Origin of the sequence: Sedimentisphaera cyanobacteriorum (assembly GCF_001997385.1) — a bacterium.
GTDB lineage: Bacteria > Planctomycetota > Phycisphaerae > Sedimentisphaerales > Sedimentisphaeraceae > Sedimentisphaera > Sedimentisphaera cyanobacteriorum.
Genome location: NZ_CP019633.1, coordinates 2,044,900 through 2,057,997, shown reverse-complemented (window position 1 = coordinate 2,057,997; position 13,098 = coordinate 2,044,900). Strand labels below are relative to the sequence as shown.

10 protein-coding genes are annotated in these 13,098 nt (G+C 53.4%); 4 read left to right on the top strand and 6 right to left on the bottom strand.

Features of this window, described 5'->3' with window-relative positions:
* Positions 1 to 12: 12 nt before the first annotated feature.
* Positions 13 to 783: a dockerin type I domain-containing protein gene (locus L21SP3_RS08335; protein ID WP_077540524.1), complete on the top strand. Its 771-nt coding sequence runs from the start codon at positions 13 to 15 to the stop codon at positions 781 to 783.
* Positions 780 to 1,046, top strand: a complete 267-nt coding sequence (locus L21SP3_RS08330; RefSeq protein ID WP_077540522.1) for a hypothetical protein — start codon at positions 780 to 782, stop codon at positions 1,044 to 1,046. The genes L21SP3_RS08335 and L21SP3_RS08330 overlap by 4 nt, the downstream gene beginning before the upstream one ends.
* A gap of 135 nt (positions 1,047 to 1,181) precedes the next feature.
* On the opposite strand, the gene L21SP3_RS12380 is transcribed toward L21SP3_RS08330, so the two are convergent.
* The 6 genes from L21SP3_RS12380 to L21SP3_RS08300 form a co-directional block, all read right to left on the bottom strand.
* A complete protein-coding gene (locus tag L21SP3_RS12380; protein ID WP_077540520.1) occupies positions 1,182 to 1,565 on the bottom strand; it encodes a tyrosine-type recombinase/integrase in 384 nt (127 codons plus the stop codon).
* Between the two features lie 676 nt (positions 1,566 to 2,241).
* On the bottom strand, positions 2,242 to 2,448 hold the full coding sequence (locus tag L21SP3_RS08320; RefSeq protein ID WP_077540518.1) for an SUMF1/EgtB/PvdO family nonheme iron enzyme: 207 nt from the start codon (positions 2,446 to 2,448) through the stop codon (positions 2,242 to 2,244).
* Positions 2,436 to 3,482 carry a reverse transcriptase/maturase family protein gene (locus L21SP3_RS08315; protein WP_077540516.1) on the bottom strand — a complete coding sequence of 349 codons (1,047 nt, stop codon included), beginning with the start codon at positions 3,480 to 3,482 and terminating at the stop codon, positions 2,436 to 2,438. The genes L21SP3_RS08320 and L21SP3_RS08315 overlap by 13 nt, the downstream gene beginning before the upstream one ends.
* Positions 3,479 to 3,862 (bottom strand): diversity-generating retroelement protein Avd, encoded by a 384-nt coding sequence (avd, locus tag L21SP3_RS08310; protein WP_077540514.1) that lies wholly within the window; start codon positions 3,860 to 3,862, stop codon positions 3,479 to 3,481. Before avd ends, L21SP3_RS08315 begins: the two co-directional genes overlap by 4 nt.
* A gap of 88 nt (positions 3,863 to 3,950) precedes the next feature.
* On the bottom strand, positions 3,951 to 4,808 hold the full coding sequence (locus tag L21SP3_RS08305; RefSeq protein ID WP_077540511.1) for a formylglycine-generating enzyme family protein: 858 nt from the start codon (positions 4,806 to 4,808) through the stop codon (positions 3,951 to 3,953).
* A 193-nt stretch (positions 4,809 to 5,001) separates the two neighbouring features.
* Positions 5,002 to 6,369: a transposase gene (locus tag L21SP3_RS08300; RefSeq protein WP_077538585.1), complete on the bottom strand. Its 1,368-nt coding sequence runs from the start codon at positions 6,367 to 6,369 to the stop codon at positions 5,002 to 5,004.
* A gap of 703 nt (positions 6,370 to 7,072) precedes the next feature.
* On the opposite strand from L21SP3_RS08300, the gene L21SP3_RS08295 reads away from it, so the two are divergent.
* Together L21SP3_RS08295 and L21SP3_RS08290 are read left to right on the top strand one after the other, a co-directional pair.
* Positions 7,073 to 10,240, top strand: coding sequence for an extracellular catalytic domain type 1 short-chain-length polyhydroxyalkanoate depolymerase (locus L21SP3_RS08295; protein ID WP_077540509.1), 3,168 nt, complete (start codon positions 7,073 to 7,075; stop codon positions 10,238 to 10,240).
* 157 nt (positions 10,241 to 10,397) lie between these two features.
* Positions 10,398 to 13,052: a carboxylesterase family protein gene (locus L21SP3_RS08290; protein ID WP_077540507.1), complete on the top strand. Its 2,655-nt coding sequence runs from the start codon at positions 10,398 to 10,400 to the stop codon at positions 13,050 to 13,052.
* Positions 13,053 to 13,098: the final 46 nt, after the last annotated feature.

Here is a 13,098-nt window from a genome sequence, read left to right as displayed (position 1 = left end):
GGAATAGTAAAAATGAAAAAACATATATTTCTAATTTTCTTTTTATCCTTTGTGACTGTTCATGTATATGCTGAATGTCCGCTGGATCACTTTATCATCGGTATAAATGAAGATAGCATCTCTGGTACTGATGATGATAATAAGCTTTTTGTAGATTGCCGTCAAAAATACCGCAGTAGTGGAAATTGGTATTATTCTCTATCGGCGAGTATATTTTCCGATTATAAATGGCGAATCGGTGAACCCGGATTTGATGGTTTCCAGGGAACCAATTCCAATGCCATGTATACTTATGATCCTAACCGATGTCTTGCTGGAAACCCCAATGAAGATTACCAAATAATGATTGAATGTATTTCAATGCCGGCAGATTTCAGAGCGGTTCATAAAGATTACCCGCAATTTACAATTAATCAGATTGGGCAATCTTTCAATCACAGTGAAATTCATGCTCTGCGCGGCGATCCTCACATGCATATGTCTTTTCAGGCAGTCGACGGGATCAGTTTATTTTGGATTACGTGGCAAATGTATGATGCTTTAGGTCAATACGAACCTTCAGAGCCTTTCACTTTAGTTTTCAATGTTAAACCATTGGCCGGTGATTTGGTAGTGGACGGCACAGTAGATATTTATGACCTTGCTGAGCTTAGTTATTATTGGCTTAAAGATGAAGGCTCAATATACAACGATTATTACGAACGAGCCGACTCAAACAGGGATGGTAAGGTAAACTTTCTGGATTTTGCAATGCTCGCTTCAAACTGGCTGGATAGCTTATGATAAAAAACTTCTGTATGAGATATATCAGATTATTTAGAATATTATCAGATAAACTCTGGCGTTTCTTTTTATGGTTTACGGGTATTTTTTTTATCTCAGGTGGTGGCGATGGACCGTGCCCTTTTTGCGCGCAAACAGGTTGTATTGGAGGTCAAGGTGCTTCAGCATTATTAGCGAGCTTAACTGCGGTTTTTATGTGTTTATTGCCCAAGCGAATATTTGGCAAAAAAGATAACTCAATCAAAAAAGAAAAGGTCATTTAAGGCTGTTTTGAAATTTTAAATCCCAATAGTTTCTATGACTTGGTCATAGAAGCATAAAAACATCTTAAGTTGTTAACATGCATTATAGCCAATTACTAATTGGCAGATGTTCTATTGCTTGGCGTAAGACTGGGTCTACGTTTGTATACACTTTAGATTAGGCGAGGAATGTTTCAGGAGTCGTTGGGTGACCGCCGTGGAAACACCATTCTGTGCCAGTAGCGAACAAAATGTTTTATGCAAATCGTGAAACTTCAATCCCGATAATCCAGCTTTGTCACCAATCTTACGCCATTTGCGATACGGGAATTTTTTCGAGAACAATTTCTCTTGGCCGATTTCAAAACCGCAGACATACTTTGAAAGCTCAGACATAATTACTGCTGAAAACGGTCGTGAAGGCATGTATTTTTTCCTTTTAGTGCAAATGCAATTTTGTTCGAAATCGATATCAGAGATTTTTAATGAATTAATATCACCGTTTCTTAATCCTATAGCTAATGTTAAAAGTATACGCATTTTGAGCAGAGGCCCAAATCCTCTTCCAACCCAAATAAATTGGGCCTCTGCTCAAGCTGTTTTCTTTGGGCTGCGTTCTCTGTGGTTGCGTTAATTCGTATCTCAGTCCGAAAATTTGATTCTTTCTAAGGGCAGCAAACGTTCCGGTCTAGTAAGCTTCTATCCTAAACAGCCCTGTGGCGTTTTTATACGGAGCCAAAAACAACCAGTGGCGTAAAAACCACTGCTAACGATTAACGAAGAAGCCCGGTCATGAAAATGGCTGGGCTTTCTTCTTATCTGGATATTTGGCTCTAAATCCCGGTATTTGGGGATTGCCTCGCTTGAGGCGATTCTATCCTACACATCTCTGTTTTCTTTGGGCCGCCAAAAAAAAGGCATATCCTCCGCCGAACTGGCCCGGAACTCTCTTAACCTCTCTGCCAAAAGTTCTATCGTTTTGCTCTCTTACCATAATCGCGCCATCTTCGGGCAAATCATGTGACCGACGATTCTATCTTTTAAAAACGTACCACACTTTGGCTGCTGACATATTTTCCACCGGAACCGTATATTAAAAACAGCTCTGTCCACGCCTTTCGAGAATCTACTTGCCGCAAACAGAGCCTTGTTATTTGCCGCTCACCAGTGAGCCGCAGGACAGGCGGGTAGTCCCTGAACGGTACGGTCGCAGCAGCTATGACACCGTTGCGATTCTGACCGGCAGATTTATCGTAAGGGGCTTGGAGGCGACGCGGAACCCTATGTTGTTGTTCTCGTTGTTCGGGTTGTTGTTGTTCCGGTTGGACGATCTGAGGTTGTTGTCGTTGTTGTTGTAGGAGCCACCGCGGATGCCGCGATTGGATCCATCGCCATTAATCCCGCTGCCCTTTATGAACCGCATAAAACCGCCTTTCTCAAATTCCAGCTTTGGGCGTGTTTGACATGGCCGACCCAGGCAGCCACTGACTGCGACAGAGACGCAGCATCGCCCAAACAATTATTAACAGCTTCCAGGTTCTTTTGATACCGTCTGTGGAAACGCCGCGCCGTTGATCGACGTACACGAATACGACCGTTACCAAACACCACAAATCCGCAAAAGTCCACCCCGCAGTCACACCGCAGCAATCGATATTTATCGGGATGAATCTTCAGTCTCAAACCGTTGACGATTTCACGGACTGCATCACCCCAATCCCGCAACTGATGCTTGTCATTACTAAACAGCAGGAAGTCATCCATATACCGCACATACCCCTTGCAGCGTAAATCGTGTTTGACAAAATGATCCAGCGGATTGAGGTAAACGTTCGCCGAAAACTGGCTGGTCAGGTTTCCGATAGGCAGTCCCCGGCTCGCCAGCTGACCGTCAAACAGCGGCAGCCCGCCTTTCGGCACTACCATCCGCCAGCCGTCACGATGACTGCCGATGACATGTTGCAGCAGGTCCAGCAGCTGTTTATCTCCGATGACCTTTGCGAATAAATACAGAAGAATTTCATGGTCAATATGGGCAAAATACTTGCGAATGTCACACTTCAGGGCATAATCAAAACGCCGCGCATAATGTGCCGCCCGTTTCATTCCAGCATGCGTACCCTTATTCACCCGGCATGCATAGCTATCTTCGATAAACCGTCTCTCAAACAGCGGCTCGATAACCCGGATAACGGCATGATGTACCACCCGGTCCCGAAATTCCGCCGCCGCTACGGTCCGCTGTTTCGGTTCGTGAATCTCGAAGTAATGATACCCGCCGTGACAATAGGTTCCATCCAGAAGCTGCTTTTGCAGCGTGATGATCTCATCCTCCATCTCGGCATAAAAGCCCGCTCCCGGCCGTTTGCCGCGTTTGCCCTTCATGGCCTTTACCGCAGCGGCATAGAGGTTTTCAAAGGAACAGACCGACTCATAGAGTTGTTTATGTCGTTTCATGGCCGGTTCCTTTTTTCGGAATCCTTTATCCAGCCCCCCAGCATACGCCCGCACTCAACCAGTAGACCGCAGGCATATTGATACTGCTTCAGCGTGATGATCTGCCGATCTTTGGCCATGCGGATCAGCCATCTCAAGACCGCCAGATCACGATTGGCGGTCCTGAGCAACTCTAATTTTTTATCACCGCTGCTGTAAGCGGCCTCAACCAGTGTTTCCAAAATCCCCAGTGACCGGTCTGCCAGGCGTGTGCCAAATATGAACCTCTGGTTCTTTGGAAAGCTGTCAACTTTCGCCAGTATCCATTTGCAGACATCGTACCATTTGGACAGCAAGATGGGCACATCGCCTTTTAAACCGTTGGGTTTCTCAGAATTCATTCATTTTAAAATTCAATTTTCGAGCGAGCAGGGGCTTCGCCCCTGCTCCCCAAAAGGGTAAAAGAAAAAAAGGATAAAGGGAAAGCCCCTAACGTTTCCTGTATCGTAAAGCCAATCCACCTAACCCAAGCAACACTAAACTGCACGGTTCAGGGACGGAGGCGACGCGGAACCCTACGCTGATGCTCTCGTTGTTCGGGTAGCCGCTGCCCCGGATGGACGAACTGAGGTCGAAGTCGCTGACGTAGTAGGAGCCACCGCGGATGCCGCGACTGGGACCAGAGATCAGGGCTTCGTTCCACTCCCAAACATTGCCCATCATATCATAGGTCCCGTTCTGTTCTTGGGTGCCATTTCCAACACCAACTTCCCAGGGCTGTCCTATTACATAATCATAGTTCGTATCAGTACCTGCAATCGGAGCTGTATTCGTTCCATTGGCATACAGCGAATAACCGCTACCGGTGTAATACGCCGCCTTGTACCATTCATCCTCAGTAGGAATAACGTATGTGGTGCCATACGCCGAAATGGCAGAAGCGCGGTCAACACCAAGAAAATCTCCGCTTTGGCTGAAATTGTAGGCCCCGGAATACCTGTCACCGCTGGTCAGGTAATTGCAGAACTGAGCCGCCTCATACCAACTGACACTGTTCGTCGGCACGTTCGTGCCCGTCCAGTAAGCACTTCCGTCATAAGCGTGACTTGGATTGCCTGTCGGTGCACCCGCAGCGGATACAAAGGCATTCCACTGGCCATTGGTGATCTCATATTTGCCGATCTGATACGCATAATCGACTGCACCATAACCGGTACTGTCAGCGGCGTTGCCCGCATTACCAATCGTCACAAAATCAAGGTCAATACCCCCAACCGTCACTGTGCCTGCAAATGAAATACCCGAAATGAAACATACACATAAACAAACTGCCAATAAACTTCTCATCTCTTTTCTCCTCTAAAAGAGCCTGTTGCACAATGATTTTCGAATCCAACCATTGGATTCGACGGCTGTCTGGGGCAGACGGCTCAATTCTCTGTTTCCCAAACACCTTTTCTTAGCTTTTTATATGGTATCGTGTTTTCGCCAAAAAAACAAGCAAAATTACACGTCAAAACGAATAAAAACGGCCTTTTTATCAATTCCAGCAGGCCTTTTTGCTTCGCCACAACTTCAAAAGGTTGTGCGTAGCGCAAATCAGCGACCACTCACCGCGGCAAGCCTCAATGCCTCGTTGCATAAATCGATCAAAACCGCGAACATCTTTAATCTGCCCAAACACTGGTTCGACTGTCTGACCTCGAATCTTATATAATTCTCGCCCTCGTTCGGTCAGCAGTTTACGTTCCATCAATTCTGTCGGCGACAAGCCGTCCGGTATCGGTTCTTCCGGCGGCGGTTGCTCGGCCATTGCCTTTCGCTGCTTATAATCTTTCTGTGTCGCCACCAGCAACTCAATGTCACCAGCAGGCTCCTTTGTAAAATTATCTTCACTGCAATAGCCAGCATCTGCCAAAGCCACACCCATTTCCTCTTCGATTTCAACGGCCTGTCGATTTTCTTCGGCCTGCTCAAGCATCGGATGTAATTGCTGTTTATCATTTTCCTCTTGGGTCACATCCTCAGCAACGATAATCTGTTGCTCTGTTGTCACCGCCTGAGCATTAAGACCCTGAACGAAACCTTTTCGAGTTTTCATGATTCTGCTGTCGGGGTCGGTAACATTGGCTTTGGCATCTTTGTTTCCAGCTTCTTCGGCAGGTTTGGGCTTACGACCACGAGGCTTTTTGCCGGTATTTTCTTCTTTGGATTTCCGCTCATCTATCTTGTCCTGCTGTTGTTTTTCGGCTTCTGCTTTTTCCTGCTCTAAACGCTCTTTACAGGCCTTTAGACGGTTTATTCGGCTATTGCGGTCCCGCATATCTTCGGGCAGTTCATCGCCTCGCTTATCAGCGCCATAAGCTTTGTCTTCCTCGGCGTCTTTAGCGTCCGCCTCGGATAGCATCTTATCGATTTCCTGCTCCAGGTGCTTTAGTGTTCGATTGGCTGATAACGAAGCATTGGCTTTGATCTTTGTCCCATCCAATGAAACATTGCCGAGTTTAACAATGTCTGCTTCAACACAAAGCCTGAGGATTTCCAGAAACAACTTCTTTAAATGCGACTGGTTATCCTTGCGAAATCGGCTGATCGTACTGTGGTCGGGATATTGATTGGCAGTAACAACTTTATAGGCTACATCCGTCTGGCAGTGCTTTTCTATCTTTCTGCTGGAACGCTCGCCGCTACAGTAGGAATATATCAGCAGAGCAACCATCATCGAAGGATGAAAAGCTGAATTGCCGACTCCATCAGTACGGTATTTTTTGTAAAACTGCGATAGGTCGATTTGTTCAACCGCATCAAGAACAAACCACGCCAGATGATCTTCCGGCAGCCAATCCGTCAATGAGGGAGGCAGAAGATACGCCTGATTTCGGTCGCAAGGCAGGAAATTGTAAGCCATTTCGTAATCCTTTACATGTTTAGCAATCCTTTTGGCCTATTATAACCGAAAAGCTGGATTTATTCACTTGTAAAAGAGCAATCACTGACAATTATTTATGCAACAGGCTCAAAAAAACCATTAATTTTCAGATTCTAGCGTGTCTTGACGATCAAAACACTATTTAAAGTATCTATTATACCCCCCCCTATCCACTTTTACAAGTAAAAACTGCAAATATATGGCTTATATTGCCATTTTGTTGAATATTTCAACATTTATTCAACCACCTTAACAGTCCGTTCTTTTCAACCCCGCTCTTTTGTGACAGCATGACAATTCAGCGAGTTAACAACGCCTGTCAGGTAAATCGAAACCGAACACTCATTGGAGCTGAATATGTCAAATCTTAAATCGCCAAGCTATGCCGAAAAACTCTCTGCCGCCCATCGCCGAGCTGTCCTGGTCGAGATATTCTCTGAAGCGGCCTGCATTCTGCTACCTGAATCCTGCATAATGTCATACCCTGATTATACACAAATCTCCATATCACTCAATTTCTGATGTTATTTTAGGCGATCCTCCCATGGAGTCAAGAGAATCCCTGCAATAACCGCTTGACAGCCAGATGGCGAATCGATACAATTTCGTTTTAAGAATTTTCTGATGGGAAAAAGAGATTTGTGTAGAATAAGAAGTTCGGCGATAGGCCGGAGGAGCTTCTATGAGACTGACATTCATCCTTTTGTGCTCGCTGTATATCTTCGTCAATTGCGCGGCTGCTCAGGACGGCTCCCGCCTGCGGCAAGGGTTTGAGCGGCTGGACGCCAACAAAGACGGTCAGCTATCGGCGACTGAGCTCAAAACCGTTCCACGGTTAGAATCGCGTCTGGAGGGGGCTGACCAAGACAACGACGGTTTGCTCAGCTTCCGGGAATTCGCCGGTGCGATCGCGCGATCCATGCGTCGTCCTGCGCCGCCCGAGGAAGCCGGGGGCGCCTTCGGAGCGGGCGATCGCACCCGGACCATTGACGTAGAAGGACAAGAACGCCGTTACCGAATCCACGTTCCTCCGAATTACACAGCGGATCGAAAAACGCCAGTTGTAGTCGCATTTCACGGCGGCGGCGGCAATCCGCAGAGTATGATCCGGCTGAGCGGTCTTAATGAGAAGGCGGATGACGCCGGATTCGTTGTCGTCTACCCGTTCGGCAGTGGGACCGACAAAGACAAGAATCTGACGTTCAACGCCGGCAACGTCGGTGGGTATGCCAAGCGGAAGAAGATCGACGACGTGGGGTTCACAAAGGCTTTGCTCGGCGACCTGGAAGCAGTCGTGAATGTGGACAAGGAACGGGTCTTCGCAACCGGCATCTCCAACGGTGGGATGATGGCGTACCGGGTAGCGTCCGAACTGGCCGACCGGTTCGCCGCGATCGCTCCGGTCGGCGGGCCGATGGGCACCGCGGAGTGCAACCCGGCCTCGCCGGTATCGGTCATCCACTTCCACGGGACGGCGGACGAACTGGCTCCGTTTAACGGCGGGCGGGGAAAAGGCACTTCAAATGTTCCGGCATCCATGCGACCGGAGTTTTTTTCGGTGGAGCATTCGATCAACTGCTGGGTTGAAGCCAACGGCTGCGCAAAAGAACCAACCGTTACCCCAATGCCCGACACGGCAGATGACGGCATGCGGGTGATCCGCAAGGTTTGGGGCGAAGGGAAGAACGGTTCAGAGGTGGTGTTGTATGAAATTGACGGCGGCGGCCACACCTGGCCCGGTATGGAACCGCCCGTTGCCATGCTTGGCGCATCCACCACAGATATCTCCGCCAATGACCTCATGTGGGATTTTTTCCAGAAGCATGCGAAGCGTGCGCACAAGGTCAAGAGCGCCGACGCTGTCCACACGGGGCTCACCGAGGAGGGATTGTCCGGCTCGGTCAACCCACGCGGCAATGTGCTGATGTATCACGGTCCGGGAGGTGCCATCTTTGAATTTGTGGAGTGGCGGCAAAACCAGCAGACGGGGTCTGAGCTGACCCGTCCAGAGCGCCTGTTCCAGCGACTCGATGCTGACAACGACGGCAAGGTCACCCAGGCCGAAGCCGGTGGCCCAGATTGGTTCGACAGGCTCGATCGCAATGGCGACGGGAAGCTCTCCGGCAACGAACTCACGCAGTTTCCCAGCCTCGCCAGGATACTCAGATTCGCGGACCGCGACCAGGATGGAGCTTTGTCGATCGAGGAGCTTCGCACGGTATCGGCACGCTGGCCCGGCAGGGAGGCTTCACCTGGCGGAACGTCCGAAGCCAAGCCTGCCCCCGCCGGTTCAGACAAACCCAAAGACGACGCGGACAAAGCCGCCAACAAGGCGCTGAACCTGAGGTATCACGCCATGGACTTCGACGGAGACGGCGTGGTAACCCAACGGGAATTCCCCAACCAAACCATCTTCAAGGTCTTCGACCAGGATCGCAGTGGGGAGATCACCCGGACGGAATTCGTCGCCAAGCTGGGGAAGAGCGCGGAGCGCGGGCCGATCACGCCGGAATCGGCGCTCGTTCCCATCGGCAAGCAGGTCGATTGGTTCACCTTCGAGAAAGACTACTTCCCCGGCACCCGCGACCCGAACGGCCAGCTTCTCGGCGGCACTGAACTGATGTGGCTCACCGCCCACGAGGGCAAGCTCTTCGCCGGCACCAGCATGTTGAAGAGCGATGTTACCGTGAAACCCTACCCCGGCTATCCCGGACCGCAGATTTTGCGCAAGGACCGCGGCGACGGGCCGTGGATCGCCGAGGAGTCCTTCGGCCGGGACCACCTGCGCATTAACTGCCTGGAAGTGCTGCGGTTCACCGAAGATCCTGACGGCAAACCGTTGCCGAAGCCGGTCTCGCTCCTGGCGGCCGGACTTTACGACATCCGCAGGGGAGAGAAGTGGCTCACCGTCGCGGTTCGCAATGACGAAACCGGCACGTGGACCCTTTCACGGATCGCGCCCCTTCCAGAGGATCAGCCCGGTTATGCAGGCATCCGGGACCTGATTGTGCACGACGGCGAGGTTTTCGCCGCCGCGGACTTCGGCGGCATCTATCGGGGCGTCTACGATCCGCAAGCACCAGGGCGGCTGCGCTGGACCCCGGAAAACGAGATGGCAGGTGGCCCGTATGGCCGTCCGCAGCGCATGGAAATTTGCGATGGCGTTCTCTACGCGGCTTTCGGTTACTCGAATCAACGGCAGCGGGGCAAGCAAGGCGGGCTGTTTCGGCGCATCTCCGGAGCGAAACCGCGATGGGAACGGGTCTATTCCTGGTTTGAAAATGAGGGTCCGTTCGAATTCCTGATGCGCGGCCTGACCACGGTGACCGGAAGCGATGGCAAACCGGCGCTGCTTGGTGCCCTGGAGCGCCCGCCGCTACCGGTCATCCGGCGCATCGAACCCACGAACGAGTTCGCCGCCACGGACGAAATCAACTACGAGAACTACTTCGCGAACGTGTTCGATGCCTGGCCGAACGTCGGTGTCTTCATGACTGGCGCCGCGTTGAACCGGTTCACGCCGTTCACCCGCCCGGATGACGGCCGGGCGGTTTATCTGGTCACCACTTTCGTCATCCACCCGCGCAGTCCGCAGGCGGGCTCTAACGGCGCCTACTTCCTGGTGCGCAACGGTCCCGGTTCCTATGATTGGGGCGCGATCAAAGATCCCGCGAACCAGCCCGATGGCGTCCGGCTTCAGGGGGTGCGCACCATTGAACCGTCGCCCTTTCCGGACGAAAAGGGTAAGGTCTGGTATTTCGGTGGTTTCGCCGCCGATTTCGCTTACGTGCGCGACACGGCCTGGATCTACAAGGGCACGCTGCAAAAAGGCGAGGAGTACAAGCCATGAAGGCGCTCCGGGCGGCTCAAATCATTGGCAATGAAATCTCCGCCGTGGCGGCAGGGTCGCCCTGTATGAAGGGGCTCGTCACCATGAAAGTAATCATCACCATCGGCTTGACCATCATACTTGCTTCCGTTCCCCCAATGCCTTCCCTGGAGACGCTATGAAGTCTGTCCTAGCACTCGTCTGTTTCGCGGCGATGCTGCAGCCTGGCCCGGTCTATGCCCAAGCCGCCGGTGATCGTCTCGACCGCGCCTTCAAACGTCTCGACTCCGACCGCAACGGCAGTTTGTCGCACGAGGAGGCGCCCCGCTTTGCCCCGGTTGCCGAACGCTTGGCGGGAGCCGATGCCGACGCAAACGGCGACGGCACAATCACCCCGGATGAAGCCCGCAGCTGGCGACGGGAGGAACGTCGCCAGAACCGGCCGGCGCCCGCGGCCATGAACGGTGCATTGCCAGAGACGGAGTCTGAGGTGACCCGTCAAGAACGCCTGTTCCAACGACTCGATGCTGACAACGACGGCAAGTTCACCCAGGCCGAAGCCGGTGGCCCAGATTGGTTCGACAGGCTCGATCGCAATGGCGACGGGGTTATCGAGCAGAACGAACTGCCGGGCAACAACGCGGGGCCGCGGAATCGCAGGACGGAAACGGAACGAAATGCGCCTGCGATGCCGCAGGAACCCCCGCACACCGCCCATCTCGATCTCCGCTACGACGAGATCGAGGGCGTCGACCCGAACCTGCTGAGCTTGGACCTCTACGTGCCGGAAGGCAAAACGACGCAAACGGGGCGCCCAGTTCTTGTCATGATTCATGGTGGCGGCTGGCGGGGAGGCGACAAGGCCAATCGAGCCATCGTCGGCGGCAAGATGCACCATTTCGTCAGTAACGGCTATATCTACGCCTCGATCAATTATCGCTTGTCGCCGCAAGGGCCGAACGACGCGGGCGTGCAGCATCCGGTTCACGCGCAGGACTGCGCCAAGGCGATAGCCTGGATTCACGATCACATCGATGACTATGGGGGTGATCCGGCTGGCATACATTTGATGGGGCACTCTGCCGGAGCGCACCTGGCCGGCCTGATCGGCACGAACGATCGCTTCCTCAAGGCCGAAGGCAAATCTCTGGCGATCCTCAAGAGCAACGTGTTGCTGGACACCGCCGCACTGGACATCGCGGGCTACCTCGAGGCGCAAGACGGCAAAGGCATGACGGCACTCTATCACAACGCTTTCACGGACAAACCGGCCAACTGGCGCGACGCCTCGCCCCGATTGCACGTAAAGCCTGACAAGCAGATTCCGCCCACCCTGATCTTCTACGGCGGCACGCGGATGCTCCTGAACCGCTTCGCGCCGGACTTCGCACGCGCGCTCCGGGAGGCTTGCACGCCGGCGCAAGCCATCGATGTCGCTCCGCTTGATCACGGTCAGATCAATGCCTTCATTGGCACGGTGGACGATCCGATGACAGCGCTGATCATGCGGCTGCACGCTGGCGACGATGCTTCGCGATTTCCCGCCCGGATCACCGCCTACGCTGCGGAACCGCCCGATCGTGAGGGCGCGGGGAGCCAAAATAGCGTGACCTTCGAACATAGTTATCTTGCGGGAACGCGCGATCCCGAGGGGCATTTCCTGGGCGGCACCGAGACCATGCATCTGGTTGCGCACGAAGGAAAATTGTTCGCCGGTCTCGGCTACTGGACCGATCAACCCGGCAGCGACCCACGGCCCGGCGCGCAGATCCTCCGCAAGGATGGGCCCGACCAATTGTGGCGCCTGGAACACAATTTCTCGGGGGCTCTTCGAATCAACGCGATGGACTCGGTGACCTTCTCGGTCGATCACCGTGGCGAGAAACTGGGATCGCCCGTTACCCTGCTCGTTGCCGACGCCGGGCTGATTCGTTCCCGGGGGTCGGGCGCGCTCGTGTGTTTCGTCAGAAACGACGGATCGGGCGGGTGGGACGAAAGCCGGATCGTGACGAATGCGAACCGGGCCTACATCCGCGCCTTCGGCTTTCACCGGGACGCGAAGACCGGCGTCGAATACCTGTTTGCGGGCACCGGCGCCGGCGAGGTCTACCGCGGCAGCTACGACGCTACCGTGCCCGGGCGCATCCGGTGGGAATCGACGCCGGAGTATGCGAACCCCGATTTTGATGACAGCCCGTTTAAGCGCTGCCAGGGTTTTGCCGTGGCCAACGGCCGGCTCTACGCCTCCGTGTCGCCGCGATTGTTGGTACGTCGCGACGGCCCCGAGCCGAGGTGGACGGCGGTCTTTCGCTGGAAACCGGAACAGCGGCCCGGCGCTGGCTTGCGCGGAATAACAGCCGTAGCCGCGCCCGACGGCACCCACGAGGTCATACTCGGCTCCAGAGAACAGGAAGTCCGCATCCTCCGCATCGACCCTGAAGATGGGCACAAGGTCACCGATGAACTCAACTCCCAGCAATTCCTCAAAGAGCAGCTCGGCAACTTCCGCGGCGGCAGGCTGGTCGCCTACAACCGCCTCGTTCCCGGCCGGCATCCGGTTACCGGCCAACCGATCCACTGGGTCACCGTGGCGGGAATCAAGCCCAACGACACCCGCGCCGCCTGGCTGCTGATTCGGCACGCCGACGCCACCTACGACACGGTCCGCGTGTTCGATCCGAACCTTGATCCGCATCCGCTGCTTGTCTCCACCCGCACCCTCGAGTTCGCGCCCTGGAATACCCGCGAATTCTACACCGGCGGCTACGACGGCGCGGCCAACGATCGCAAGAACCACAACACCGCCTGGATATTCAAAGGCATCATGAAATAGGAAACTGAACAAAATCATTCACCTTGTTGTCGTGTAGGCACCCCAA

Bases quoted from the DNA above. Each gene is read 5' to 3' on its own strand.
- L21SP3_RS08335 (WP_077540524.1), top strand. From the start codon at position 13: ATGAAAAAACATATATTTCTAATTTTCTTTTTATCCTTTGTGACTGTT.
- L21SP3_RS08330 (WP_077540522.1), top strand. From the start codon at position 780: ATGATAAAAAACTTCTGTATGAGATATATCAGATTATTTAGAATATTA.
- L21SP3_RS12380 (WP_077540520.1), bottom strand. From the start codon at position 1,565: ATGCGTATACTTTTAACATTAGCTATAGGATTAAGAAACGGTGATATT.
- L21SP3_RS08320 (WP_077540518.1), bottom strand. From the start codon at position 2,448: ATGCGGTTCATAAAGGGCAGCGGGATTAATGGCGATGGATCCAATCGC.
- L21SP3_RS08315 (WP_077540516.1), bottom strand. From the start codon at position 3,482: ATGAAACGACATAAACAACTCTATGAGTCGGTCTGTTCCTTTGAAAAC.
- avd (WP_077540514.1), bottom strand. From the start codon at position 3,862: ATGAATTCTGAGAAACCCAACGGTTTAAAAGGCGATGTGCCCATCTTG.
- L21SP3_RS08305 (WP_077540511.1), bottom strand. From the start codon at position 4,808: ATGAGAAGTTTATTGGCAGTTTGTTTATGTGTATGTTTCATTTCGGGT.
- L21SP3_RS08300 (WP_077538585.1), bottom strand. From the start codon at position 6,369: ATGGCTTACAATTTCCTGCCTTGCGACCGAAATCAGGCGTATCTTCTG.
- L21SP3_RS08295 (WP_077540509.1), top strand. From the start codon at position 7,073: ATGAGACTGACATTCATCCTTTTGTGCTCGCTGTATATCTTCGTCAAT.
- L21SP3_RS08290 (WP_077540507.1), top strand. From the start codon at position 10,398: ATGAAGTCTGTCCTAGCACTCGTCTGTTTCGCGGCGATGCTGCAGCCT.